The sequence below is a fragment of the Acidimicrobiia bacterium genome (genome assembly GCA_041393965.1).
In the GTDB taxonomy this organism is placed as follows: domain Bacteria; phylum Actinomycetota; class Acidimicrobiia; order Spongiisociales; family UBA5794; genus UBA5794.
On record JAWKJB010000002.1, the window covers coordinates 56,357 to 81,247 of the forward strand.

Genomic DNA, 24,891 nt, shown 5'->3' on the forward strand with positions numbered 1-24,891 from the left:
TCCGGCAAGAGGATCCCGACGATTCGTCAGGCGACGGCCCGGACCGCAGGTAGGCTGAATGCATCACAGAAATGGGGTCGGTGGCTCATTGACGCAGCGAGGTCACGGGGAGACACTCGGGTCTGGACGACCGACCGGCCGGAAGGCAGATGCGGTTCGGCGTGCCCACGGCCACACGAAGGAGGAGCATTGACGACAGCTGTGATGGGGGCATCATTCCGACCGGGGGAGCTCGAGATCCACGACGACGGCACCGGCAACCTGCTCGGCAGCCGATGCACCAACTGCGGGGCGTGCTTCTTCCCGATCCGGGAGGCCTGTGCGGGATGCCTGAGCCAGGAACTGGACACGATCCGGTTCTCGACCGAGGGGACGCTGTACACCTATTCGATCGTACGCCAGTCGATCCCCGCGTTCGAGGTTCCGTACGCGCTCGGGTATGTGGACTTCCCTGAGGGTGTCCGCATCATGGGCCAGATCTCAGGGATAGACTTCGATGACATCGAGATCGGCATGCCGATGTCGCTCTCGCTTGAACCGTTCGGTGAGGATGCCGATGGCAACCCACTCACGGGCTACCGATTTCGTCCCTCGGAGGTGTCTGAATGACCGATGTCCACATCGTCGGGGTCGGCATGACCCGCTTCGGCAAGCATCCGGACAGCGATGCCACCGACCTCGGCTCGGCCGCGCTGCTCGAGGCAGTCGCCGACGCCGGCATCGACGCACGCCTCATCGAGTCGGCCTATGTCGGCCATGTGTTCCAGGGCATGGTGACGGGCCAGCGGATCCTCGCCCAGGTCGGCCTTGCAGGCCTTCCGCTCGTCAATGTCGAGAACGCCTGCAGCTCCGGTGCCACCGCGATCCGCGAGGCATCCCTTGCGATCCGTGCCGGTGAGAACGATGTTGTGGTGGCGGTCGGCACCGAGCACCTCACCTCGAAGTTCGGGGGAGCCCTCACCCCGGATCCAAGCGATCCGGAAGCGGCCATCGGGGCGACGATGCCGGGGATCTACGCCATGCGCGCCACCCGGTACATGGCCGATCATGGCATGACCCGCGAACAGCTCGCCCTGATCCCTGTCAAGAACAAGGCGAACGCGGCGCAGAATCCGCTCGCCCATTTCCGTACGCCGATCACGGTGGAAGATGTGCTCGAGTCGCGTCCCGTCGCCGATCCGCTCCACCTCCACGACTGCTCGCCGGTGACCGACGGCGCTGCTGCGGTGATCATGATGAGTGATGCCGCAGCAGCGAGGTACGCCAATGGGCGAGGTGTCAGGCTCGCCGCCTCGGCGCTTCGTTCCGGCTCGGTCGAGACTGAGCCAACGACGATGACCTTCGAACCGCTCACCTGGGCGACGGCGCAAGATGCCTACGAGAAGGCAGGTGTTGGCCCAGACGAGGTCGACTTCGCCGAGGTCCATGACTGCTTCTCGATCGCTGAGGTGCTGCGCGTTGAAGGCCTCGGCCTCTTCGAGCAGGGCAGCTATCCCCGAGCGGTCGAGCGTGGCGAAGCCAACATCAACGGCCGTCTGCCGGTGAACCCGAGTGGCGGCCTCATCGGCAAAGGGCACCCGCTCGGCGGCACGGGAGTGGCCCAGGTCGTCGAGCTGGTGCGTCAGCTCCGCGGGGAGGCGGGAGATCGCCAGATCGAGGGAGCCAAGGTGGGCCTCGCCCACTGTCGGGGCGGAAAGGCAGTCGGGATCGAGGGAGCTGCGTGCACCGTTCAGATCTTGACTCGCTGAAAGCGTCTGGCACCGAGCAACGGTCGGTGCCGTTCGTGCTGATGCGCGGCGGCACCAGCAAAGCCGTCTTCCTCAGATCCGAGCATGTCCCCGAAGGTGCCGCCGCAGCCGACGCCATGATCTTGGCGCTGTTCGGCAGTCCGGACCCGCGTCAGATCGACGGACTCGGAGGCGCCGACCTCCTCACCTCCAAGCTTGCCATCATCGGGCCAACGACCCGACCCGACGCCGACATCGACTACACCTTTGCGCAGGTGAGCATCACCGAGGCGGTCGTCGACTACGACATCAACTGCGGGAACATCTCTGCGGCGGTGGGGGCTTACGCCGTCGACGAGGGCCTCGTGCCGGTGGTTGTGCCGGTGACGACGGTCGCGATCCACAATACGAACACCGGACGGGTGCTGCGCGCAGGTGTTCCGATCGTCGACGGAAGGGCCGCCGTCGAGGGCTCGTACCGTGTCCACGGGGTGCCGGGCACCGGAGCCCCCATCTCCCTCGACTTTGCGCAGACCGCGGGGGGAATCACCGGGTCGCTGCTGCCCACCGGCAATGTGTCGGATGTCCTCGACACCGAGATCGGCCCCGTTGAGGTCACGATCGTTGACCTTGCCAACCTGACGGTCTTCATGCGGGCCGAAGCGGTTGGCATGCGCGGGAACGAGACGCCGGGGGAGTTCACCGAGGGGAACCTCGAAGCGATTTCGGCCGTGAAAGCGAGCGCCGCTACCCTCCTTGGCATGCCAACCGACGGCCTCACCCCCGTGCCAGCGATCGTGTCGGAACCCGCGGCGTATGTGGCCTATGGCTCCGAGGACAAGGTCGAGGCCTCCGAGATCGACCTCGTCGCGCGGGTGGTCGGCGGCCGCCCGCCGGTCGTGCACAAGGCGTATCCGGGAACGGTCGCCGCCTGCACCGGTGTTGCCGCTTCCATTGAAGGGACCACCGTGCATGCCGTCACGAGCCCCGATCGTGTGGATGCGACCAGGTTCGCGATCGGGCACCCTGCGGGCGTCATGCCGGTGACTGCGCGGGTGGCACGCAGCGCCGGGAATTGGGAAGCCGAGGAAGCCACCTATCTGCGGACCGCGCGCCGGATCGCGCAGGGTGAGGCCTTCATCCGCAACGATGGGGTGCTGCCGGGATGACCGACGGGGTGCTCACGCTCGAGATCAACGGGGAGCAGCGCTCCGCGATCATCGACACCAACCGGACCCTGCTGGAGTTCCTCCGTGAGGATCTGTCCATGACCGGCACCAAGCACGGCTGCGACCTCGGAGAGTGCGGGACCTGCACCGTTCTCGTCGACGGCAAGCCGGTGCTGTCGTGCATCACCCTTGCGTGGCAGGTTGCCGGAAGCACGATCACCACGATCGAGGGCCTCTCCGACGGGCGGTTCCCTGATGAGCTCCAGACCGCATTCGCAGAGCTGAACGCCGCGCAATGCGGATACTGCACACCGGGCATGATCCTGTCGGCGCGCTCGCTCCTCGATCGGAACCCTGACCCTTCGACCGACGAGATCAACGAAGCCCTCGCGGGCAACCTGTGCCGGTGCACCGGCTATGTGAAGATCATCAGCGCCGTCCACCTTGCGGCGACCCGTAGCGCACCGGAGTCCGGCTGATGGGAGCCGTCGGGATACCGGCAGCCCGTGTCGACGGGATGGAACAGACGACCGGGCGGACCGCCTATGTCGATGACATGAAGCTCCCCGGCATGCTGATCGGTCGCCAGCTCAGAAGCACCGCCGTGCACGCGAGGATCGTCAGCATCGACACCTCGAAGGCCGAAGCGCTCGAGGGTGTGAAGGCAGTCATCACGGGCGCCGACCTCCCGATCACCTACGGCATTCTTCCGGTGAGCCAGGATGAACCGGCCCTCGCCATCGACCGTGTGCGTCACGCAGGGGAAGCAGTCGCCGCGGTTGCCGCGGTCGATGCCAAGACCGCTGAACGGGCACTGGACCTCATCGAAGTCGTGTATGAGCCGCTCGACACGATCGCAACCTATGAGGACGCCTTCGACGACAACCTCGACCTGCTCCACGGTGACGGGAAGGGCAGGAACACCCACCGAGCGGCGGCCCTCGAGTTCGGCGATGTCGATGAGGGTTTCGCCGCAGCGGACCACATCAGGGAGGATGTGTTCTACTTCGAGGGCAACACCCACGCTGCCCTCGAGATGCACGCCGCCCTCGCGTCGTGGGAGCCGTCGGGGAAGGTAACGCTGTGGTCCTCGACCCAGGTTCCCCACTATGTCCACCGGACCCTCGCCAAGGTGCTCGAGATGCCCGCGGGGCAGATCAGGGTGATTGCTGCACCGGTCGGCGGCGGTTTCGGGGGCAAGACCGACCCGTTCTCACATGAGATCGTTGCGGCGAAGCTGTCGATGATGACCGGGCGCCCTGTCAAGATCACCTTGACCCGTGAGGAGGTGTTCTACTGTCACCGCGGTCGCCACCCAGTGCTCATGTGGGTGAGGACCGGCTTCGATTCCGAGGGCCGCATCACGGCGAGCCACTTCAAGACCTACCTCGACGGTGGCGCCTACGGCAGCTACGGCATCGCCACCCTGTACTACACCGGCGCACTCCAGACCACCACCTATTCGATCCCCAACTATCGGTTCGAGGGTGTGAGGGTCTATACGAACAAGCCGGTGTGTGGCCCGAAGCGGGGCCACGGAACGCCGCAGCCCCGGTTCGCACTCGAGTGTCAGCTCGACAAGGCCGCGGAGGATCTCGGCATCGATCCCGTGTCGATCCGGCTCGTGAATGCCGTGCCGGAGCATTCGATGACGGTCAACCATCTTCGGATCACGAGCTGTGGGCTCACCGAATGCATCGAACGCGTCGCTGAGGCTTCCGGCTTTGCCGAAAAACACGGCAAGCTCCCGGAGGGACGCGGTATCGGGCTCGCGGTTGGGGCCTACATGTCGGGGGCAGGGCTCCCCATCTACTTCAACGACATGCCCCAATCAGAGGTCCAGATCAAGGTCGATCGTGGCGGGGGAGTCACCGTGTATTCGATGGCGACCGACATCGGCCAGGGTTCCACCTCGATGCTTGCGACGATCGTCGCAGAGACGCTCGGGCTCGATCCGACCGACATTGCGATGGTGACCGCCGACACGGACCTCACCCCCGTCGATCTGGGGAGCTACTCGTCGAGGGTCACCTTCATGGGCGGCAACGCGGCCCTCGCAGCGGGGGTCAACCTCCGTGATCGAATCGTCACCGCGGTCGCAGACAAACTCGGGGTGGCCCCCGGGGATCTTGTCGCCCGCAACGGACGCATCGAGGTGGACGGGGATCCTGACACCGGCGTTCCGTGGCTGGAGGCGGTCACGATCACGATCGCCGCCACGGGATCCCTCGTCGTGTCCGGCAGCTACAAGGCGCCGGAACTCGCCGGATCCCACAAAGGTGCCGGTGTGGGCATCTCGCCCGCCTACAGCTATTCGGCCGCCGTCGTGGAGCTCGACTGTGACTCGACGACCGGGTTGGTGAAAGTTCACAAGGTCTGGCTCGCCCACGATATCGGGACCTCGATCAATCCGCTCCTCGTCGAGGGCCAGATCGAAGGTGGGGTTTATATGGGTCTCGGTGAGGCGTTGTATGAGGAACAGAGCTTCCGTGGAGCGCTGCTCCGGGGGCCGTCGCTGTTGGATTACAAGATGCCGACGAGCCTCGACATGCCGCCGGTCGAGTCGATCATCGTCGATACGGATGACCCGGAGGGCCCGTTCGGTGCCAAGGAGGTGGGCCAGGGGCCGCTTCTTCCGGTGATCCCGGCCGTGGCGAACGCCATCTACGATGCGATCGGTATCCGCATGGATGCCACCCCGTTCACCCCTGACCGGATCGTTTCCGCGCTCCGCGATCGGGCACGGGGGCGGGAGGGCAGGTACGGCCCTGACTCGGTTCCCGACTTCGAGTTCCCGCCGCTCGTCAAGGTGGAGCCACCCGAGGCGTTCGCACCGATGGCGACGAAGGTCGGTGCACCATGACGATCCAGGTCCCGCCGGTCGGATATGTCACACCCGCAACGCTCGACGAGGCGGTCGAGCTGCTCGCCGATCCGACCGTTTCCGTGATCGGTGGTGGGACCGATCTCGTCCCGAAGATGAAGCGGCGACAGGCCACACCGGTCACGCTCGTGTCGCTTGCCCACATCGACGACATGGCAGGGATCAGGGTCGACGACACCGGCAACTGCATCATCGGGGCATCGACGACCCTCGTTGAGATCGTCACCTCCCCAACGGTCCCCAGGGTCGTTGCCGTGGCCGCCGAATCGGTTGCTTCACCGCAGATCCGGAACACGGGCACGATCGGCGGGAACCTGTGCATCGATACACGCTGCAACTACATCGACATGCCGCTCGACTGGCGGCGGACCCGCGGGCACTGCCTCAAGGACGGCGGTGACACCTGTTGGGTTGCGCCGAAGAGCAACAAGTGCTGGGCGATCAGCTCGACGGATCTCGCCCCGGTGATGATCGCCCTCGACGCGACGGTGCGGCTCGTCAGCGGAAGGGGAGAACGCTCGATCCCCGTGGAGGCGCTCTACCACAACGACGGCATGGACTACCTCACGAAGGCGCCAGACGAGATCCTCATCGATGTGACCATCCCACCGTTCGACGGACGCGCGAGCTACCAGAAGCTGCGCAGGCGGGGCTCGATCGATTTCGGTCTGCTCGGGGTGGCTGCTGCCGTGAGTTTTGATGCGGGAGGCGTCTGTACGACCGCACGGATCGCCGTCGGCGGTATCGCATCGGCGCCGTTGCGAGCGACCGACGCTGAGGAATACCTCGTGGGCAAGGTGCTGACCGACGAAACGATCGACGAAGCTTCGGAGCTCGTCTCGAAGGCATTCCGGAGCCAGGACAACACCGACACGGGGTCTCGCTACCGCAAGTGGATGATCCCGGTCCATGCAGCCAAGGCGCTCCACGAGGTCGCGGGCGGCGACGGTGAGGCGGAAGGGAACCGATGACGGAGAGCAGATACGCCTGGCGGTTCGTTGCCGTCGGTGAACCCCTCGAGAAGGTCGAAGCTGCCGGTCGCGAGCCACAAGACCACGAAGTCGTGGTGCAGGTGGCGGGCTGCGGCATCTGTCACACCGACCTCGGATTCCTCGACGGGAGCGTCTCGACGAAGGCAGGGCTGCCACTCGTCCTCGGACACGAGATCGCGGGTACCGTCGTCGAGGCCGGCGCCGGCGCTGAGGAGTGGCCTGGTCGTGATGTGCTCGTACCCGCAGTGATCCCGTGTGGGGACTGTGATCTGTGCAACAAGGGCAAGGGCAATGCCTGCACACGCCAGCTGATGCCTGGAAACGATCTTGATGGAGGCTGGGCAACCCATGTGACGATTCCCACGCGGGGGCTCTCGGTGATCGAAGACCTGCCCGAACGGTACGAACTCGCCGACTTGTCGGTGATCGCTGACGCGGTCACAACACCGCTCCAGGCTGTGCGTCGCGCCGGCGTCACCGACGGTGACCTCGCCGTGGTGATCGGCGTCGGCGGTGTCGGTTCGTACGCGGTGCAGATCGCTGCTGCGAGCGGGGCCAAGGTGGTCGCGATCGACATCGACGACGACCGGCTCGCCGTCCTTGAGGATCATGGGGCGGCAGCGACCGTGAACTCGAGGGGGATGGATCCGAGGGAGGTGCGCGACGCCGTGCGGTTCCACGCCAAGCAGCTCGGCGCGCCGTCGATTGGCTGGAAGATCTTCGAATGCTCCGGCACCGCTCCGGGTCAGGAAACCGCGTACGGTCTCCTCGGTCCGCAGGCCACCCTCGCGGTGGTGGGGTTCACGATGGACAAGATCTCGGTACGGCTCTCGAACCTGATGGCGTTCGATGCGACCGCATTCGGGACCTGGGGATGTCCGCCAGAGCGGTATCCCGAGGCGGTCGAACTCGTGATCTCCGGGAAGGTCGATCTCGCCCCGTTCATCCGCAAAGTCCCGATGGCCGAGATCGCTCGGGCCATCGACGATGCCCACAACCATGTCGATCCACGACGAACCATTCTCATCCCATAGGAAAGGTGGCACCAGGTGACACTCATCAACCATGAATTGGCTCCCGACCATGTGTACTCCGAGATCCTCTACGAGGAGCGTCCGATCCACGACCAGGACGGGAACGAGGTCGACGGCTTGCACGCTGTGTGGATCACGCTGAACAACCCGAAGCAACTGAACTCATATACGACCGCATCCGTGAAAGAGGTGATCCTCGCATTTCGGAAAGCGTCGATGGACCGGGCGGCGGTGGCCGTCGTGTTCACCGCTGTAGGTGATCGTGCGTTCTGCACGGGGGGCAACACCGAGGAGTACTCCGAGTACTACGCGGGTCGACCGCTCGAGTACCGCCAGTACATGAGGATCTTCAACGACATGGTCTCGGCGATCCTGATGTGTGACAAGCCGGTCATCAACCGGGTCAACGGGATGCGCATCGGGGGCGGTCAGGAGATCGGGATGGCGTGCGACCTGACGCTCGCCTCGGACATGGCGCGGTTCGGACAGGCGGGCCCGAAGCACGGGTCGGCTCCCGACGGGGGGTCCACCGACTTCCTCGATCTGTATGTCGGGTTCGCCCATTCGATGGCGAGCTGCATCCTGTGTGACCCGTGGAGCGCCCATCAGGCACTGCGGCTCGGGTTGGTCAACGACATCTTCCCGGTGCTGAAGGTCGACGGTGCGTTCATTCCCAACCCGCTCGTCGTGACCGACCGGTACCTCGACGAGTGGGGCAAGATCGTCCACGGAACGCCAAAGGAAGGCGACGACCTCGCAGCCGCGAAGGAGCTCATGAAGTCCGCGACCGTTGACTTCTCGTTGCTCGATGCCGGTGTCGACGAGACGATCACCAAGATTCTCTACACGATGCCGGATTGCACGATCAAGACAACCGAATCGATTCGCAAGAAGAAGCTTGAGCACTGGGACAAGAACAAGGAGACAAGCCGGGCTTGGCTGTCGGTGAACATGATGACGGAGGCAAAGGCAGGATTCCGGGCATTCCATAGGGGGAGCAAGGAAACTGGGCGCGAGGTTGACTACATCGATCTGCGACGCAGGCTCGCACGCGGGGAGGCCTGGAGCGACGAGCTGATCGAGGCCGTGTCTCCGCAGTTCAAGGCCGATGCATGACCGATCCGACTGCTGAGCCGTCGGTACGCCATGAGGTCTCGGCCGACGGTGCGGTCCACACGATCACGATCGACAAACCTCCGGGGAATGTCATCGACATCGCGATGTGTGCCGAACTCGACGAAGCGCTCACCGCAGCGGCGGCTGCCAGAGGTGCCAAGGTCTTGGTGCTGCGCGGCGCGGGGAAGAACTTCTCGTTCGGCGCCAGCGTCGAAGAACATCTCCCCGATGTCGCCCCGCCATGCTCGCAGCGCTCGGCGGGGTCATCCGTGCATTGGTCCGTTTCCCCTATCCCACATTGGTGGGGGTGCAGGGCAACTGTCTCGGCGGCGGGCTCGAACTCGTGCTGGGCTGCGGCATTGTGATCGCTGAGGAGTCCGCCAAGCTCGGTTGCCCCGAGATCCAACTCGGTGTCCTCCCTCCAGCAGCCACGGCGTTGCTCGGTGCCCAGGGGAAGAGCCGTCTCGCCGAGGACATCCTCCTGACTGGCCGCACCCTCCGCACCGATGAAGCCAAGGCCGTTGGCATCGTCAACGCTGTCGCCCCCGACGGCGAGCTCGACGCCACCATCGATGCGTATGTCGGACAGCACTTCCTCGCGCGGTCCGCGTCGTCGCTGCGGATCGCGACCGCTGCCATCCGGGAGTCCTACGCCGCCGATGTCGACGCCCGTCTCGCAGCCGCCGAGCGCGCCTACCTTGAGGAGCTGCTCCCAACCCACGACGGCGTCGAGGGCATCCAAGCTTTTATCGATAAGCGGTCACCCGCGTGGAGCGACAAGTAATCGACTGAACCAGTCTGGGTCACCGAAGACTGTTTGGTTTGAGTCTGACCGCGATTAGCGAGTTCCCCAGCTCGCGAGGGCGGCCCGGCGCGCACTGCGCACAAGCCGTCATCTCGTTGGCCCGGAAGCCGACTCGGCCGTGCGATCCTACGGTGCCTTGACGCAAAGAACCGGTACAGGCGAGTCGTGGAGGATGTCAAGCGCGTTTGAACCGAGCAGCACCTTTCCGGTTGCTGACCGTTTCCGAATACCGATGACGACGAGTTCGGCGTCGTACTCGTTGACGGCAGCCACGATGTCCGCTACCGGTTTCTCACCACGTACATACTCGCGCACATCATGGTCGATCCCCTCTGCGAGCAGTCGCTGGGTGAGACCTTCAAGGCGTTCGTTCATCTTCCTGTAATCCTCCGGTTGCTCGTGGTGCCCGCCCAGCATCGAATTGACGATGACAAGACCCCCGCTCCGCAACCTTGCTTCTTCGATAGCGACCTCGATGGCCGCTTCACCTTCGGGGCTGTCGACAAAACCAACCACGATTCTCACAGGAAACCTCCCTTGTGGATCGGATCTCCCGTCACACGGGCCCACCCTTTGCTATGCGCACGTGTCGCTTCGGAGTACGAGTCGGGTATTGGCAGCATCTCGGGAGCTCCTCGGGCGAGTTCACTCGACGACAGTCTCCTCGATGTTGTTCTCCCGAGGCGTGGTTTGATGCTCCGTTCATTCCAGTGCGAGGTCCTCGAGGGAGATTCTCTCCCAGATTTCCGGGGAAGGAGTGATTCGAGTTGGGAAGCTCCTGCTCAAGGGTTGTGTCGCATCCAGTATCAGCTTTGTGCTCATCGGACCGGGAGTGAATCCATCCGCTCCGTATGCAACCGGATCAAGGTTCCCGCCAGTGGCGTTTGGAATAATGGCGAGGTCGCGCGCGGCGTTGAAGCGTGTATTGATTGCCCATTGGACTTGCTCCTCATTCCGCACGTCTATGTCGGAATCCACTACAACAACATGCTTGAGGTTCGCATGTGTAGCAAGCGCGGCGAGACCAGCCTGCATTGCTAGACCCTCAGAGATGTTGTTGATGGAAACGTAGGCGCTGAAGAAACAACTACCAGATATCGGCACACACACATCACGAAGGGCCTTCGTTCGAGCCTGAATCGAGTCATGCAGGGCTGCTTCAAGCGGTAAGGCGCCGACGAGGTTATGCTCTCTATGCGCTGGATCAAGATCGTGATATATGGCATCCTTGCGCCGCGTCACGGCTGTGACATCGATCGATGCAGCAGTCTTCCTGCCTCCGTAATAGCCGGTGAATTCGGCGAAGGGGCCATCTGAGGTCTCAGTGTTTGGGTCAATCACGCCTTCGATCACGATTTCCGCTCTGGCAGGAACCATCAAGTCCACAGACTCGCCTTTGACGACCTCAAGCGATTCACCGAGCAAGCCTCCAATGACATCGTATTCGGAGTGAGTAGTAACCGGACCGACAGACAATGCCCCGATGGCGACGGCTGGATGGTGACCGATAAAGATTGCCACCTCCATCGCTCGTCCCAGCTCTCGGTGTCGCCGGAGGATATGAGCAGCATCCTGATAGGGGCTGAACATTGCGCCCAGAGTCCTGGGGCCCTGAAGCTCGTGTCGATAGATTCCGACGTTGTATGTTCCACTATCCGGGTCTCGGCAGACCATGCAACCCGCGGTGATGTATCTTCCCGAATCTAGAACCGCATGGTGAGTGATTGGCAGGGCCTCAAGGTCGACATCCTCACCCAACATCACCTCCTCCTGGACTGGCGCTTTGCCAGCGGAGACGACAGTCGGTGGCATTGATTGGGTTTGCCGAGTGACAAAACGAGGCAGCAATCCTTTCACTGAATCGAGATCCAGAGCTCGAGCGAGCGAGTCGTATGACGCGAAAAGGTTAGTCACCAAGGGCAGTCGCGACTCGCTGACCGACTCCAATAGTACTACAGGATACCGACCCGAATGAGCGAGCTTCTGCTGGAGCACCGATACTTCGAGGTATGTGCTGAGCGGTTGATGCACCCGAACGAACGAAGTGGCATCTGATTCATCAAGGTGGCGTAGAAACCACCTCAGGTCTCTCATGAACTCCCCGTCTTCTTCGCTGCGTGCTGGTCCCTTGCCATCTGTCGGCTTCTCCTCCTCGTGCGGACTCGACTTGACCGACCGCCTGGGCGGTCGGTATTGTAACAGGATATGGAACAACCGTCGAGTACCTGCGAAGTGGAGCCGCTACCCGCTGAGGTCAACAAGGCGCGACCAACCACCGCGATGCGGGTGTGCTGCGCGAGTTGGTTTGACCAATGAGTACAGAGCCGCGGGCTTCAAATCGAACGATCCGGTTCCACGCTCCAACGACACCGGTTATCGCGGCTACCGGCTTGTCCAAGGTCTACGAGACGGGCTCAACTCGTATCGTAGCGTTTCAAGATGTGAGCTTCTCGATCCACAATCGAGAGTTCGTGATAGTTATCGGACCAAGTGGCTGTGGCAAGAGCACTCTGTTGAAGATCCTCGGCGGACTCACCGAACCATCGTCGGGGAATCTGCTGGTGGAACAGGGATCGGAATCTGAGTTTCGCGTGGCAACGGTGTTCCAAGATGCGGCACTGTTTCCGTGGATGCGAGCCTTCGACAACGCGAGCTTTGGCCTACGGCTGAATGGCCAATCGAAGGGCGAACGTCGTGCACGCGCCAGAAAGGAGTTGGCACGCGTCGGACTGGAGGGCTTTGAGCAGGCCTACCCCAGCGAGCTCTCTGGTGGGATGCGTCAGCGAGTGAACCTGGCTCGCGCGCTGTGCATTGATCCTCATCTCATGCTTATGGACGAGCCATTCGCGGCGCTCGATGTCCAAACGAAGATGGTGATGCAAGAACAGCTCCTGGAGATATGGGAGAGGGATCGTCGGACGGTTGTCTTTGTTACTCACAGCATCATGGAGGCGCTGGTCTTGGGGGACCGAATTCTCGTCATGGGGACGAATCCGGGTCGCCTAATTGCTGAAATCGACGTTCCCTTTGATCGACCGAGAACCCCGAACGAGATCCGATACGATCCTGAGTTCCTGCGTTTGGAACGAGAGCTGGAGAACATGATTCGGCTTCAGTATCGAGATGGTACTCATGTGGAAGGGTTCGGCGCCGCGAATGCCTGATGCTAGTTCTGGCCGAGCGATGGCACGACCGACCGTCAGCACGCTCACTGCGCGCGCCCATCAGTCGCAGGCCTGGATCGAGAAGCTGCTTTACCTTGCCTCGCCGATTCTGCTGATCCTCGCCTGGGAGCTGGCGGGTCGCACGAACATCGTTGACACCCGCTTCTTTGGGCTTCCGAGTGAGATTGCACATACATTTCGCTCAATGCTCGAATCGGGTGAGCTGCTGTCGCATCTACGTGCCAGCTTGACACGAATACTCCTCGGGTTCGCGATTGGTGCGCTTGCGGGGGCCACGCTTGGCTGCCTGATGGGGTTTTCTCGAACAATCAGGGCAGGGCTGCTTCCGATTGTTGCCGCGCTGTTCCCGATTCCGAAGCTCGCGGTTCTGCCACTTCTGCTGTTGGTGTTTGGCGTTGGGCAGAAGACCGCAATATCACTCGTCGCAATCGGGGTGTTTTTCGTCCAGCTTTTCGCGACGATGGACGGCGTAATCAACTTGCCCCATTCGTACCGTGAGGTCAGTGCGGCCTTCGGAGCGAGCAGATCACAGTTCGTCCGAATCGTTGCTCTACCAGGAGCTCTTCCGTCGATTCTCACTGGTCTCAAGCTGAGCATGGGGATCGCTCTACTCCTGATCGTGGCCGCCGAATTCGTGGGAACCCGCGTCGGTATCGGTTATCTGATTTGGAGTTCCTGGGAGGTGTTTGCTGTTGAGAAGATGTATGTGGGATTGGTTGTCCTAGCACTGCTGGGATTTATCACCAACATCGGACTCGAGCAGATGGAGAGACGACTAATCCCGGGAAGGCGGTGAAGCATCCATTCCAGATCGAAGCCGAGACAACGAAGAGCTGGCCCATGGTGTCGCAACATGAACACACCTGAAGACAGCGAATAACAGGAGGAGCGATGAACCATCTAAGAGATCTCGCGAGGCGTCGGTACTACCGACAATTCGTGGCGCTTGTCGCCATCATGCTGGCCGCTACATCGTGCGGCAGTGGTGCGGAAAGCGCTACCACGACCCAGCAGGCGAGCAGTATGAGTACCACCACATCTGTAGCGCCTGAGCCCAGCCCAGGCGAAACGAGCACGTCATCCACCAGTGCGCAACCCGATGAGTTGACGCCCTTGGATCCTGTTGTAACAGTGAAAGTCGGTGTTGTGGGTGCCTTTTCTGACATGGGTCTGTTTCTGGCAGTTGATCGGGGCTACTTCCGAGATGTGGGACTCGAGATAGAAGTCACTGATTTCCCGAACTCAGGGCAGATGATCGCCCCGCTGGCTAGCGATCAGATTGATGTAGCTGGCGGTGCTGTTGGCCCAGGCTTGTGGAATTCTGTTGCACGTGGACTTGACATCCGGGCAGTGGCAGATAAGGGATCAGATCCACCCGGATTTGGCTACTCTGCTTTGATGCTCCCGGCCGACAGCCAGATGTCTGATTGCTCCGATATGGCCGGTGCCCGGGTCGGAATAAGCGCTCCGTCCAACAGCGTGTTGCACTCACTGGCGATCTGGCTCGCCACTTGTGACCTCGAACTGACGGACATTGAGACGACTGTCATGGGTTTTTCTGACATGACGGTCGCCCTAGAGAATGGTTCCATGGATGTTGTGCAATCGATAGAACCACTCATTGCGATTGCCGAAGACAAGGGTATTGGCAAGCGATGGATTGGCGAGGACGAGCTGCGAGCGGGTCAGGTCACGCAGCAAGCCATCTTGCTGTTTGGACCTGGATTCCGAGCAAACCGTGACGTGGCGAATCGGTTCATGGTGGCCTACGCCCGCGGTGTGGCGGACTACCGCGCCGTATACACGGAGACGGGCGAGATAGTTGGTGGGGCATTGCCCGACGACTTCCTCGAAACAGTCTTTCGGTATACGAGCCTGCAAACTCGGGAGCTTGCGGAGTCAATTGTCCCCGCAGGCTTGAACGAGTTCGCGGCTCTGCGCGTCGATTCGATGCAATCTGATTTCGACTGGTTCAAGAGCCGGGGTGAGATCGAGGACGATCAGATCACCTACGAGGACGCGATCGATTCTTCCTTTGTTGAGTTCGCACGCACTTATCTCGATAGGTGATCTGATGCGTGATGAGGGTTCCGCGAGTGAGAACGTGACAGACTGAGATAGCGCTAACCCTGGCCTTTCCCCCGGCGAGTAGCACGGGGGAAAGGCCAGGGTCAACGTGGGGGTGATCAGATTCCGATGTCACCGCGGTCCAGTCGCCGCAGCCGAACAGGAGTAGTCAAGAGTACTCGGGTGGCCTGAGCGTTCCGTTGTCAACGACGGTTGACTGGGGGCCTTAGTCGTTGCGCTCTTTTCTCCAATTCGCGGCGAGGCCCGGACGTCTGACAGGGCGTCGGACGCGTTGATGCTCGTCGTCGGCATCCTCGTCGGCAAGATCTCCGAGTGGTACACCTCGGACCACTACAAGACCGTCAAAGAGATCGCTCGCCAAGCCGAGACCGGCCCCGCGACGGTGACCCTGGCAAGTCCCTGGAGTTGCCAGGGTTTGTTGGACACGCGTTCCCGGTGTCGGCGGCCGTGAGATCCTGCCCACTGGCGGTCATGTAGCTGCCCACCGGCGACCATCAGAATTGCCCACTGGCGGCCAGTGGTTCTGCCCATGTTGATGTTTGCGTCCTCATCGTGGATTGCTGCGTTGGGGTGTTCCTCCCGTTTGCAACGGCGGTAGACCAGGCCAGACCAGCGGACCAGGAGGAACAGGTGGAGTCTCACGAGGCGATCATGGAGATTCTGGGAACTTTCGACCTAACTGGGTCGCTTCGTGCCGCTGGGGAGCTGGCGGGCTGTTCGCATCACAGGGTGGCGGAGTATTTGGCCCGCCGCGACGTGGGCTAGTTCTTGGCTAGTTACCGTCGGTGGACCCAGTGGTGCGGCCAAGTTGATCGACCCGCTCCCGCCGAAGCTGGAGGTTTGGGTGGAACGGTCCCAGGGCAAGATTGGTGGTGATGTCGTGATCGACAAGCTCGAGTCGTTCGGGTTTACGGGTTCGGATCGGACGGACCGTCGGGTGCCGGCTGAGGCAAAGGCGAATTATCGGGCGGGGAGACGGCGGGTGTATCGGCCGTGGATCACCGAACCGGGAATGTCGGCCCAATGGGAATGTGGTATGGCCCCCGAGTGGATGGTCGGCAGACGCAGTTGTGGTGCGCGTGGCTGGCGTGGTCCCGATCGCGGGTGGTTTCCCGACTTGGGGCAGATTCTGCCGACAGTGATCGGTTGTCTCGACCAGGCGATGCGCCGGTTCGGTGGCGCTCCGACCTATTGGCTGACCGACAACAAACGGACGGTGACCATCGAGAATGTGGCGGGATCGCGGTTCGTCATCCGTTGATCGTCGAGGCGGGCAACCACGAAGGAGTGACGATCGCTACGTGTGTTCGGGCGGATCCAGAGTCGAAGGGCGGGTCGGAAGCAGCACTGCGGATCGCCAGAGCCGACCTGGTCCCCACGATCCAACATCAGAGACGAATACGAGTCGTGGGCGGAGCTGGTGGAAGTCTGCGAGATGTTCATGGACAAGGTCAATCACAGGATCCAAGGCTCACCCGCCGAGCTCCAGCCGAGATGCTCGCCGACGAACGCCAGCGTCTCCATCGGATCCCCGACCCTGGTTTCACGGCTGCGTTTGGCGAGACCCGCAGAGTGTCATGGTCGTCGATGATCAGCTACGGCGGTGTCGCGTATTCGGTTCCTCACACTCCTGTCGACGAGACAGTATGGGTGCGGGTCGACGGTGATGAGATCGTCGCCACCTGCGTGTCAGCTTCAGGGGCGTGGAGGTGGCCCGTCACCGCAGGTCGACCCCAGGGTCACCAATGAGACGAGCCTCGTCGATTGCCCACCGCTGCAAAGCAGCCGGGTTCCCCACCAGGGAAACGTTCGACACCTGCGATTCGTCGGTGTCTTCGATTCCCGAACCGACCCAACGGTCATTGGCCACCCTCGAATGGATCGAACGCCACGAGAACCTGGTGGTATGCGGACCCTCCGGCACCGGCAAGAGTGAACCACCCTGGGAAATCTGGAGACTCTCGAGTTTGGATGTGAGGATGGGAGTCATGAGTTCTGATGGATGGTCTGGGGCGCCGACGAGGCGCAGGTATACGCCGGAGCAGAAGGCGGAGGCGGTACGTCTCGTGCGGCTGCGACGGGAGGAGACGGGTGAGCGGTTCGGGTCGGTGAAGGCGGTCGCCTCCCAGCTCGGGTACGGGATCGAGTCGGTGCGGAACTGGGTCGCTCAAGCTGAGACCGACGCTGGTGAGCGGCCTGGCACCACGACGGCTGATGCGGACCGGATCAGGCGGTTGGAGCAGGAGAACCGGGAGTTGCGCCGATCGAACGAGATTCTGAAGAGGGCTTCGGCTTTCTTTGCGGCGGAGCTCGACCGCCCACAGAGATGATGGTGGCGTTCGTGGACGACAACCGGGACGAGTTCGGGGTCGAGCCCATCTGCAAAGAGTTGCCGATGGCCCCGTCCACCTATTACGACAACAAGGGACGGGAGCCGTCGGCCCGGGCGCTGAGGGATCAGCTGATGATGGCGATCCTCATGGCCATCTGGGTGGCGAACCGGAAGGTGTATGGGGTGCACAAGCTGTGGAAGGCAGCGAAACGTGCGGGCCATGACATCGGGTGGGACCAGACCGCCCGACTCATGAAGCTCATGGCGATCCAGGGCGTGTCACGCCAGCGCAGGGTGCGGACCACCAAGGCTGATTCCGGCGTGGCCCGGCCGGCTGATCTGGTCGACCGCGGGTTCACCGCGTCGGCTCCCAACCGGTTGTGGGTGGTCGACCTCGCGTATGTGGCGACCTGGGCGGGTGTGGCGTATGTGTGTTTCATCACCGACGCCTTCTCCAGGATGATCGTAGGCTGGCGGGTCGCTTCGCACATGTGAGCCGAGATGGTGACCGACGCGTTGGCGATGGCCGCCTGGAACCGGGGATGCAGTCTCGTAGGGCTGGTGGCGCACTCAGACGCCGGCAGCCAATTCACATCGATCCGGTGGGGCGAAGCACTCGACGAGCTCGGAGCCACCCCGTCGATCGGGTCGGTCGGTGACAGCTTCGATAACGCTCTCGCTGAGACCGTCAACGGCCTCTACAAGACCGAGCTGATCTACGGGCCCGACCAGGGACTGGAGTTGCCCCGGTTTGTTGGACACGGGTTTGTGTTGGTTCATGCGGCGTGGTCAGCGTAGGTGGCGGCGGGTGTTCGGTGTCCGAGTGGGGCTTGGTGACGGTTCCGGTTGTAGAAGGTTTCGATGTATTCGAACAGGACGGTGCGCAGCTGGGAGCGGGTCATCTGTGACCAGTCGCCGTAGATGTGTCGGATCTCGCGCTTGATGGTTGCCCAGGTGGTCTCCATGGCGGCGTTGTCGTAGCAGTTCCCGGTCCTCGAGAACGATGGTGCAATGCCCCAGTCGGCCATTCGGTTCGAGAACTCCAGGCTCGTGTATTGGGATCCCCGGTCGGCGTGATGGATGAGTTCATCGTCTGGGTGGCGCCGGCCGAGCGCCATGACCAGGGCGTTGACGGCCAGGTCGGTGGTCTGACGCACACCCATGGACCAGCCAACGATCGACTGATCACAGAGGTCCTTGATGCCTGCGAGGTAGAGGGTGCCGTCCCAACAGGCGAACTCGGTGATGTCAGCAACCCATCGCTGATCCGGTGCCTCGGCGGTGAAGTCGCGTTGGAGCCGGTCTGGTGCTGGTGCCGTGTTCGGTCGTCCTTTCCGCCACTTGCGGCGCCCGTGAACACCCACGAGACCCTCAGCAGCCATGAGGCGAGCGACCCGCTTGCGGCCTACCTGGATGCCTCGATGCCGTAGCTGGCCACAGACCCGCGGTGCCCCATAGGTGCCGTGAGACGCCGTATGGATATCGACGATCTCAACGGTGAGTGCAGCGTCGTCGCGGTCACGTTGGGACGGCTCCCGGCTCCGCCACTCGTAGAACGTTGAACGAGGCACCCCAGCAAGTGCACAGAGCCTGGTGACCGGATACCGATCGGCATGCTCGGAGACGAACCGTCGGCTCACCTGTTCGTCTCCCGAGCGAAATACGCTGCCGCCTTGCGGAGGATCTCCCGATCCAGACGCAACTCTCGATTCTCCTTCCGGAGCCGCTCGAGCTCAGCACGCTCATCAGGATCAAGACCCGACTCGGCTTCGGCACGAGCCGCCTTGACCCACGCTGCAAGCGTGTTATCCGAAATCCCCAACGACCGAGCAACCTCGACCCTTGGACGGTCAGACGACCGATACAACTCGACAGCTTCCCTCCGGAACTCCTCCGGATACTTGCTTGGACGACCCATCGAAGGGCTCCCTTCCCCTGAGACTCACCCCAGGATCGGGTGTCCAACAAACCGGGTCAACTCCACAGGTTACCGTTCAGCTGCGGCTGAAGAGCTTTCTCAACCACGCCCGGATGCTCCTGATGAGTAGCACGCCGAGTGAGACGGTGGGCTGTTGCTGGAAGCCTGACGAACCGTCGTTTCCTGAATCCAGGGTGCCTTCGAGGCAGCTGACGAACTCATCGATTATCTGAGTTGTAAGCTCTTCAATAATCGCGCTTCGGCCAAACTGCGCCGCCGCACCCGATAGGGCGACATCCGCGTCGACTGTAATCGAAGTCTCACGGTCGGTCTCCCTGAGCGAATACTCGACCACGACCTTGCCTCGGCTGCCACCTTTGCGATCGACGCCTTCGCCCTCAATTCGACCGGATCGGTCCGAGATATCGCTCTGGACGGCTGCTGTTCCTTCGAAGTTCGTTCTAATGGGGCCGAGCCGTGTTTGGATCCTACCCATGTACTTGCCATTGCCGAGATCCTCAAGAATCTCAGCGCCCGGCAGGCAACTCGCGACGGCTGGGACATCGTCGAAGATCGACCAAACCTCCTCTAGTGGGCGACGCACCTGGAATTCTCGACTTATTCTCATCGTGCCTGATCCCCAGGTTGCACGAGCGGCGTGCAAGCACATCGCACTACATCCTTCCCTTCAATATCAGATTCCAATACATCCACGGCAATCCGTACCGCTTGAGGAGCCACATGTCATACCGTTCTCGCGCGAGATTGATGAACGGGATCGACGGAATGTGATTGCCGTCATAGTCGAATTCCGGAAGCAGCACACGGTTCCGCGCGGTCGTCAACGGACACGACGCATACCCGTTGTAGTGACTCGATGGTGCTTCTCCGGTTGCTTCCAAGAGCAGGTTCCTCTCGACGACGGGTACCTGCTTTCGGACAGCTGCGCCAGTCTTGGCATTGGGCGTGCTCGCAACATCGCCGAGTGAAAAGACATTGTCGTAAACACGATGTTGCAAGGTGGCTGGATCAACATCTACCCACCCTGCCTCGTTCGCAAGAGGACTTGCCTTGATCCAGTCCGCTGGCCCTTGCTGCGGAACACAGTGTAAGAAGTCATATGGAATGCTCGACTGGTCTCCGGTAGATCGATCCTGCACCGTGACGGTGCCCTCCGTACCGTCGACGGCGACTACCTCGTGGCCATACCGGACCTCAATTCCGTACCGCTCAACAACAGCTTCGAGTCGGGCTGCAAACTGGGGGAGTCCGAACAGTGTTTCACCGGGGAGGACAAGGATGACTCTGATTCTGTCAAGTATGCCCTGGGATCTCCAATAGTCGGACGCGAGGTACATGATCTTCTGCGGAGCGCCAGGACACTTGATCGGGCCATCGGGAACGACGAAAACGGCGGTCCCGCCTTCTAGCCGTCGGATTCGTTCCCAGGTCGCTGGCGCAAGCTGTGCCGAATACACGCTTGTTGCAGCTCCCGATGAGAGCGCGGCTTCAGCCCCTGGCAGAGCGTCCCAATAAAGTTCGATTCCAGGGCACACGACAAGAGAGTCGTATTCGATGGTCGCACCATCATCCAGATCGACGGTAGCGGCATTTGGGTCCAATGACACGACTGATTTCTGCACCCAGGTTACGCCTTCTGGCATGACGCGGGCAGTCGTCCGAACGCTCTTGTCGACGCTCGTCAGACCACCGCCGACCAGAGTCCATAGCGGCTGGTAGAAATGCACGCTTGAGGGTTCGATAACCGACACATCGAGATGTGTCTGTCGAGCGAGCCGAGCTGACAGCGAGATTCCGGCATTTCCGCCTCCGACGATTAGCACCCTTCGTCGCGAGTTCGTCTTCCGAGATCTCATCTGGCATTCCCGAGGTCAGCAACGGCTGAGCCAGCTATCTTGACCGCGTCGACAATGGACTCGTATCCGGTACACCGGCAGATGTTGCCGGATAGCCATTCACGTACCTGTTGATCGGAAGGGTTGGGTTCGTTGTCCAGCAATTCAATGATGGTGAGCACCATGCCGGGAGTGCAGAAGCCGCACTGCAGCCCGTGGCACTCCTTCATGGCGTGTTGCACCGGATGCAATTCGCCGGTTTCCGTCTCGAGACCCTCGATTGTCACGATGTCAGCACCTGACATCTGGGCTGCGTACAGGATGCAGGACCGAACGGATTTCCCGTTGAGCAAGACGGTGCATGCGCCGCAGGCACCGTGTTCACATCCGACATGGGTACCAGTCAACTCAAGGTCGCCACGCAAGAAGTCGGCCAAGGTCAAGCGTGGTTCGACTTCCCGGAGGAATCTGATCCCATTGACTGTCAGTTCAATGCTGATCTTATCGGTCGTCATTCGAATACCTCTTGCTTCCCTTCGTGTTGTGGAGGCACTCGATCAATGCCCGTTGTGTCAGTTCACGGATCAGATGACGGCGAAAGCTCGCCGAGGCATGATCGTCGGCGACCGGATCCGACTCACTCGCCGCTATCTCGCTGACCTCACGAATCGCATCCTCGGATAATCTGGCAGCTTGGAGATACTGGGAGGCCGAGCTTGATTCCCAGGGCTTGGAGTCAACGCCGGAATACACCAAGCGACCTGACAAGCATGACCCGTCGGGATCCACCCTGACTACCGCTGCCACGCCGACGATCCCGAAATCACCAGTGCGCCGACAGAATTCCATCCAGGCTTGAGCTTCGTGCCCGAGTCGGTCTTGAATGCGAATCGCGGTCACGAGCTCATCTGGTTCCGCCGTTGTTGTGAACGGGCCTCGAAAGAACTCAGCTGCCGGCACCTCGCGCGCACCGCGTCGGCTGACGAGGACAATACGCGCATCGAGGGCTACCAGAACCGACGGGTATTCTGCTGCTGGGTCGGCATGCGCAACTGACCCGCCGATGGTTCCGCGATTGCGGATCGAGATGTGCCCGATTTGACCGGCCGCGCGTGCAAGGATCGACCATCGCGAAGCGACGGCTTCTGATGTCTCGACATTCCGGTGGCGGGTCAGCGCCCCGATTTCGAGATTGCCTTGTGCGTCCAGGTTCGTTCCCGAAAGCGTGGACAAACGATTGATATCGACCAAGAGATCCGGAAACGCGAGGCGCAGATTCAAAAGAGGACCGAGACTCTGACCTCCCGACAAGATCTTGGCATCAGGACCATTCTCAGCGAGAAGAGCCGACGCGTGATCGACCGATTCCGCGATCGCAAGTTCGAAAGACGCTGGCTTCATGAGGCGTCCTCGGATTCGATACTCTCGTGGGGGTTTCCGTGCAGAAGGTCGAGGACATACTCAGGGTCAAGTGGCAAGTGCTCAATTGCCGAGCCAGGAGGCAGGACATCGGCGACCGCGTTCGCGACGGCAGCCGGCACCGCAATCATGCCGGATTCCCCCATGCCTTTGATACCGCCTACCGTGTTGCGTGATGGCGATTCGATGTGTCTGACCTTCACTCTCGGCACATCGTCAGCGGTTGGCAACAGGTAGTCGGCGAATGTGCTGGTACGGATCTGGCCCTCGAGGTCGTAGTTGATCTGCTCAAGCAGGGCGTAGCCGATTCCTTGGGCCGCCGCTCCTCGGACCTGACCGCCAACGATCATGGGATTGATAATCGTCCCGCAATCCTCAACTGCGGCTAGGTCAATGATCCGGATAAGTCCCGTTGTCGTATCCAGTTCAACTGCACAGGTGATACAGCCGTTCGAGTAGGTCGCCCCCGGATCGTAGAATCGACGCACCGTGAAGTCGGGCTCCGGTACGATCCCCCTGACACCGGGATCGAAATACGCGGCACCCGCGACCTCTTCCATGGTGACCAAGCGCGCTGGATTGTCCTTGACAAAGACCGTGCCATCCCTCACCACCAATTCATCTTCAGGGGCGTCGAGCAGATACCCGGCAACCGCTTCGATTCGTTCTCGTAGGTCCGACGCCGCGAGCATTGTGGCTCCACCTGAGACGACTGCCGTCCGGCTCGCCCGCGTTCCGGCCATACTGACAGGGGTCGTAGCAGTGTCATTGTCAACAACCTCAACGTCTTCTAGACGGACCCCCAGCCCTTCGGCAGCGATCTGAGCAAGTGACGTTCGGTGACCCTGACCCTGGGTTGGCGTACCAACCGCAAGCGTAACCCTTCCCGACGGCTCCATCGTTACCGAGACTGCGTCATACGAGGAGAACGACCAGTGGCTTTCTGCTGCACCGCCGGTTCCCCAACCACCGGGCTCCACATATGGACTGATACCCACACCGACACGGCGCTCAGTAGGGACACTCGTACGCTGCTGCGACTCCCGAATTGTGCGATACTCGATGAGTTCGAGAGCCAGATCGAGGGATTCAACGAAGCTGCCGGTATCGTACACCATTCCGGTGGTGGATTCGTACGGAAGCTGGCCGGAGGTGATCATGTTCTGTCGGCGAAGATCGGCGGGGTCACGGCCGAGCGACCTTGCTATTTGATCAATCAGCAATTCCCGCGCCGTATGCGATGCCGTCCAACCAACACCTCGATATGGGGAAATGGGTGACTTGTTGGTCAGAGCCGCTGTGACAGTGCACTCATAGTGCTCGATTCGATACACACTTGGCATCAGAAGGGCTGACAAGAAGGGCTCGATCAGGGCACTCGCCGTGTTGAACGAGTAAGCCCCCGAATCCCCCGCAACATCAGAGCGCATCGCGAGGAACTCCCCCTCACTGCCGACCACCATCTCCGTCACAATGGTCTGCTGCTTGGCGTGCGGCGCGCTGATGAGGTTCTCTCGTCGGTCCTCGATCCACCTGATTGGGCGATTGACCGCAATGGATGCCAGCGCTACAGCCACCTCCTCAGGAGAAGCAGGGATCTTCTGGCCGAATCCACCTCCGACGTCAGGGACGGTAACGCGGATGCGGTTCTCGGCAAGACCCGTCGTTGTGGCCAGGCGGCGACGGAGGAGGTGCTGGCTCTGCGTAGAAGACCAGAAACGAAGGGAAGCACGACCGCGGTCGAAGTGGGCAATGCATCCGCGGGTCTCAAGCGGCGAGGCTGAGACTCGGTTTCCCCGGAACACGTGGCGGTGGATTCTCGTTCCGTTCGAGAAGTAGCGCCCGGGGTTGCCAAAGGTCTTTGTGTGGGAGTAGACAACGTTTGATCCAAGGTCTGGGAAGAGCAGTGTGCTGCCCTGCGCCGCTTCTGCCACTCCGGTGATGGTGGGCAGCTCGTCGTAGTCGACAATCACGAGGCTGCAGGCGTCCTCGGCCACATAACGGTCCTCTGCCACGATGATTGCGATTGGTTCCCCCACATACCTCACTCGCTCCTGCGCCAATGGTTCTTGAGGTGTCTTAGTGAGGCCTTCGATCGTGACAGTGTCAGTCAGCGGATGATGTGGGGGTAGTGTTTCACCTGTGAGTACTGAGAGCACCCCCTCCACCTCAAGTGCCATCGAAACGTCGATGTTGACGATTCTTGCATGAGCAAACGGAGACCGCACGAAGGCCACTTCAGCCATTCCCGGCAATCGCACATCAGATACGAACTCACCCAGACCGCGGAGGAGCCGATCATCCTCGAGTCGGGTAACTGGTCTTCCGATGTGCTTTGTCACCATGTGTAGCCGCGCGATTCTGTC

General features: G+C 61.5%; 25 protein-coding genes, 2 pseudogenes and 1 other annotated feature. Of the genes and pseudogenes, 18 read left to right on the forward strand and 9 right to left on the reverse strand.

Going from position 1 to position 24,891, the window contains the following annotated elements; all coding sequences use genetic code 11:
- Positions 1-189 precede the first annotated feature (189 nt).
- From R2823_05075 to R2823_05120, 10 genes are read left to right on the forward strand one after another with little or no spacing between them, the layout of a single operon-like run.
- Positions 190-609 (forward strand): Zn-ribbon domain-containing OB-fold protein, encoded by a 420-nt coding sequence (locus R2823_05075; GenBank protein MEZ5175561.1) that lies wholly within the window; start codon positions 190-192, stop codon positions 607-609.
- Positions 606-1,748 (forward strand): thiolase family protein, encoded by a 1,143-nt coding sequence (locus R2823_05080; protein MEZ5175562.1) that lies wholly within the window; start codon positions 606-608, stop codon positions 1,746-1,748. Before R2823_05075 ends, R2823_05080 begins: the two co-directional genes overlap by 4 nt.
- Positions 1,721-2,896 carry a PrpF domain-containing protein gene (locus R2823_05085; protein MEZ5175563.1) on the forward strand — a complete coding sequence of 392 codons (1,176 nt, stop codon included), beginning with the start codon at positions 1,721-1,723 and terminating at the stop codon, positions 2,894-2,896. The genes R2823_05080 and R2823_05085 overlap by 28 nt, the downstream gene beginning before the upstream one ends.
- A complete protein-coding gene (locus tag R2823_05090) occupies positions 2,893-3,375 on the forward strand; it encodes a (2Fe-2S)-binding protein (GenBank protein MEZ5175564.1) in 483 nt (160 codons plus the stop codon). Before R2823_05085 ends, R2823_05090 begins: the two co-directional genes overlap by 4 nt.
- A complete protein-coding gene (locus tag R2823_05095) occupies positions 3,375-5,759 on the forward strand; it encodes a xanthine dehydrogenase family protein molybdopterin-binding subunit (protein MEZ5175565.1) in 2,385 nt (794 codons plus the stop codon). The genes R2823_05090 and R2823_05095 overlap by 1 nt, the downstream gene beginning before the upstream one ends.
- Positions 5,756-6,751: a xanthine dehydrogenase family protein subunit M gene (locus tag R2823_05100; GenBank protein ID MEZ5175566.1), complete on the forward strand. Its 996-nt coding sequence runs from the start codon at positions 5,756-5,758 to the stop codon at positions 6,749-6,751. The genes R2823_05095 and R2823_05100 overlap by 4 nt, the downstream gene beginning before the upstream one ends.
- Positions 6,748-7,806, forward strand: a complete 1,059-nt coding sequence (gene had / locus R2823_05105) for a 6-hydroxycyclohex-1-ene-1-carbonyl-CoA dehydrogenase (protein MEZ5175567.1) — start codon at positions 6,748-6,750, stop codon at positions 7,804-7,806. Before R2823_05100 ends, had begins: the two co-directional genes overlap by 4 nt.
- A gap of 15 nt (positions 7,807-7,821) precedes the next feature.
- Complete coding sequence (gene oah / locus R2823_05110) at positions 7,822-8,922, forward strand: 6-oxocyclohex-1-ene-1-carbonyl-CoA hydratase (protein MEZ5175568.1); 1,101 nt, start codon at positions 7,822-7,824, stop codon at positions 8,920-8,922.
- On the forward strand, positions 8,919-9,287 hold the full coding sequence (locus R2823_05115; protein ID MEZ5175569.1) for an enoyl-CoA hydratase-related protein: 369 nt from the start codon (positions 8,919-8,921) through the stop codon (positions 9,285-9,287). The genes oah and R2823_05115 overlap by 4 nt, the downstream gene beginning before the upstream one ends.
- On the forward strand, positions 9,224-9,706 hold the full coding sequence (locus R2823_05120) for an enoyl-CoA hydratase-related protein (protein ID MEZ5175570.1): 483 nt from the start codon (positions 9,224-9,226) through the stop codon (positions 9,704-9,706). The genes R2823_05115 and R2823_05120 overlap by 64 nt, the downstream gene beginning before the upstream one ends.
- A 147-nt stretch (positions 9,707-9,853) precedes the next feature.
- Here the strand turns inward: R2823_05120 and R2823_05125 are convergent, their stop codons facing one another.
- Together R2823_05125 and R2823_05130 are read right to left on the reverse strand one after the other, a co-directional pair.
- The gene (locus R2823_05125; GenBank protein MEZ5175571.1) at positions 9,854-10,252 is read right to left on the reverse strand and encodes a universal stress protein; all 399 of its coding nucleotides are present in this window, start codon (positions 10,250-10,252) and stop codon (positions 9,854-9,856) included.
- 177 nt (positions 10,253-10,429) lie between these two features.
- Positions 10,430-11,821: a UbiD family decarboxylase gene (locus R2823_05130; GenBank protein MEZ5175572.1), complete on the reverse strand. Its 1,392-nt coding sequence runs from the start codon at positions 11,819-11,821 to the stop codon at positions 10,430-10,432.
- A 347-nt stretch (positions 11,822-12,168) separates the two neighbouring features.
- Between R2823_05130 and R2823_05135 the strand changes: the two genes are divergently transcribed.
- The 8 genes and pseudogenes from R2823_05135 (at position 12,169) to R2823_05170 (ending at position 18,058) form a co-directional block, all read left to right on the forward strand.
- The gene (locus R2823_05135) at positions 12,169-12,891 is read left to right on the forward strand and encodes an ABC transporter ATP-binding protein (GenBank protein MEZ5175573.1); all 723 of its coding nucleotides are present in this window, start codon (positions 12,169-12,171) and stop codon (positions 12,889-12,891) included.
- A 19-nt stretch (positions 12,892-12,910) separates the two neighbouring features.
- Positions 12,911-13,708 (forward strand): ABC transporter permease, encoded by a 798-nt coding sequence (locus R2823_05140; GenBank protein ID MEZ5175574.1) that lies wholly within the window; start codon positions 12,911-12,913, stop codon positions 13,706-13,708.
- A gap of 143 nt (positions 13,709-13,851) precedes the next feature.
- The gene (locus tag R2823_05145; protein MEZ5175575.1) at positions 13,852-14,982 is read left to right on the forward strand and encodes an ABC transporter substrate-binding protein; all 1,131 of its coding nucleotides are present in this window, start codon (positions 13,852-13,854) and stop codon (positions 14,980-14,982) included.
- Positions 14,983-15,274: 292 nt separating this feature from the next.
- A complete protein-coding gene (locus R2823_05150) occupies positions 15,275-15,451 on the forward strand; it encodes a hypothetical protein (GenBank protein ID MEZ5175576.1) in 177 nt (58 codons plus the stop codon).
- Between the two features lie 393 nt (positions 15,452-15,844).
- Positions 15,845-16,261, forward strand: a complete 417-nt coding sequence (locus R2823_05155) for a hypothetical protein (GenBank protein MEZ5175577.1) — start codon at positions 15,845-15,847, stop codon at positions 16,259-16,261.
- A gap of 233 nt (positions 16,262-16,494) precedes the next feature.
- Positions 16,495-16,749, forward strand: coding sequence for a hypothetical protein (locus R2823_05160; GenBank protein ID MEZ5175578.1), 255 nt, complete (start codon positions 16,495-16,497; stop codon positions 16,747-16,749).
- 8 nt (positions 16,750-16,757) lie between these two features.
- Positions 16,758-16,934: pseudogene (locus R2823_05165) on the forward strand (ATP-binding protein).
- A 54-nt stretch (positions 16,935-16,988) separates the two neighbouring features.
- Positions 16,989-18,058: pseudogene (locus R2823_05170) on the forward strand (IS3 family transposase).
- Positions 17,291-17,404: a sequence feature (AL1L pseudoknot), on the forward strand. (Overlaps the previous pseudogene by 114 nt.)
- Positions 18,059-18,108: 50 nt before the next feature.
- Here R2823_05170 and R2823_05175 read toward each other — a convergent pair.
- The 7 genes from R2823_05175 to R2823_05205 all read right to left on the reverse strand — a co-directional run bounded on the left by R2823_05175 (position 18,109) and on the right by R2823_05205 (position 24,870).
- Positions 18,109-18,972, reverse strand: a complete 864-nt coding sequence (locus R2823_05175) for an IS3 family transposase (protein ID MEZ5175579.1) — start codon at positions 18,970-18,972, stop codon at positions 18,109-18,111.
- Positions 18,969-19,250, reverse strand: a complete 282-nt coding sequence (locus tag R2823_05180) for a transposase (protein ID MEZ5175580.1) — start codon at positions 19,248-19,250, stop codon at positions 18,969-18,971. The genes R2823_05175 and R2823_05180 overlap by 4 nt, the downstream gene beginning before the upstream one ends.
- Before the next feature lie 76 nt (positions 19,251-19,326).
- Positions 19,327-19,878, reverse strand: a complete 552-nt coding sequence (locus tag R2823_05185; protein ID MEZ5175581.1) for an SRPBCC family protein — start codon at positions 19,876-19,878, stop codon at positions 19,327-19,329.
- A 46-nt stretch (positions 19,879-19,924) separates the two neighbouring features.
- Entirely contained in the window at positions 19,925-21,127 is a 1,203-nt protein-coding gene (locus R2823_05190) for an FAD/NAD(P)-binding oxidoreductase (protein MEZ5175582.1), read from the reverse strand.
- Positions 21,124-21,621 carry a (2Fe-2S)-binding protein gene (locus R2823_05195; GenBank protein ID MEZ5175583.1) on the reverse strand — a complete coding sequence of 166 codons (498 nt, stop codon included), beginning with the start codon at positions 21,619-21,621 and terminating at the stop codon, positions 21,124-21,126. The genes R2823_05190 and R2823_05195 overlap by 4 nt, the downstream gene beginning before the upstream one ends.
- Positions 21,608-22,507, reverse strand: coding sequence for a xanthine dehydrogenase family protein subunit M (locus R2823_05200; protein ID MEZ5175584.1), 900 nt, complete (start codon positions 22,505-22,507; stop codon positions 21,608-21,610). Before R2823_05200 ends, R2823_05195 begins: the two co-directional genes overlap by 14 nt.
- On the reverse strand, positions 22,504-24,870 hold the full coding sequence (locus tag R2823_05205; protein ID MEZ5175585.1) for a xanthine dehydrogenase family protein molybdopterin-binding subunit: 2,367 nt from the start codon (positions 24,868-24,870) through the stop codon (positions 22,504-22,506). Before R2823_05205 ends, R2823_05200 begins: the two co-directional genes overlap by 4 nt.
- Positions 24,871-24,891: the final 21 nt, after the last annotated feature.

Excerpts from the sequence above, each read along its gene's own strand:
- R2823_05080 (MEZ5175562.1), top strand. The coding sequence starts at position 606 with ATGACCGATGTCCACATCGTCGGGGTCGGCATGACCCGCTTCGGCAAG.
- R2823_05090 (MEZ5175564.1), top strand. The coding sequence starts at position 2,893 with ATGACCGACGGGGTGCTCACGCTCGAGATCAACGGGGAGCAGCGCTCC.
- R2823_05095 (MEZ5175565.1), top strand. The coding sequence starts at position 3,375 with ATGGGAGCCGTCGGGATACCGGCAGCCCGTGTCGACGGGATGGAACAG.
- R2823_05100 (MEZ5175566.1), top strand. The coding sequence starts at position 5,756 with ATGACGATCCAGGTCCCGCCGGTCGGATATGTCACACCCGCAACGCTC.
- had (MEZ5175567.1), top strand. The coding sequence starts at position 6,748 with ATGACGGAGAGCAGATACGCCTGGCGGTTCGTTGCCGTCGGTGAACCC.
- R2823_05115 (MEZ5175569.1), top strand. The coding sequence starts at position 8,919 with ATGACCGATCCGACTGCTGAGCCGTCGGTACGCCATGAGGTCTCGGCC.
- R2823_05130 (MEZ5175572.1), bottom strand. The coding sequence starts at position 11,821 with ATGAGAGACCTGAGGTGGTTTCTACGCCACCTTGATGAATCAGATGCC.
- R2823_05140 (MEZ5175574.1), top strand. The coding sequence starts at position 12,911 with ATGGCACGACCGACCGTCAGCACGCTCACTGCGCGCGCCCATCAGTCG.
- R2823_05150 (MEZ5175576.1), top strand. The coding sequence starts at position 15,275 with ATGCTCGTCGTCGGCATCCTCGTCGGCAAGATCTCCGAGTGGTACACC.
- R2823_05160 (MEZ5175578.1), top strand. The coding sequence starts at position 16,495 with ATGCTCGCCGACGAACGCCAGCGTCTCCATCGGATCCCCGACCCTGGT.
- R2823_05180 (MEZ5175580.1), bottom strand. The coding sequence starts at position 19,250 with ATGGGTCGTCCAAGCAAGTATCCGGAGGAGTTCCGGAGGGAAGCTGTC.
- R2823_05185 (MEZ5175581.1), bottom strand. The coding sequence starts at position 19,878 with ATGAGAATAAGTCGAGAATTCCAGGTGCGTCGCCCACTAGAGGAGGTT.
- R2823_05190 (MEZ5175582.1), bottom strand. The coding sequence starts at position 21,127 with ATGAGATCTCGGAAGACGAACTCGCGACGAAGGGTGCTAATCGTCGGA.
- R2823_05195 (MEZ5175583.1), bottom strand. The coding sequence starts at position 21,621 with ATGACGACCGATAAGATCAGCATTGAACTGACAGTCAATGGGATCAGA.
- R2823_05200 (MEZ5175584.1), bottom strand. The coding sequence starts at position 22,507 with ATGAAGCCAGCGTCTTTCGAACTTGCGATCGCGGAATCGGTCGATCAC.
- R2823_05205 (MEZ5175585.1), bottom strand. The coding sequence starts at position 24,870 with ATGGTGACAAAGCACATCGGAAGACCAGTTACCCGACTCGAGGATGAT.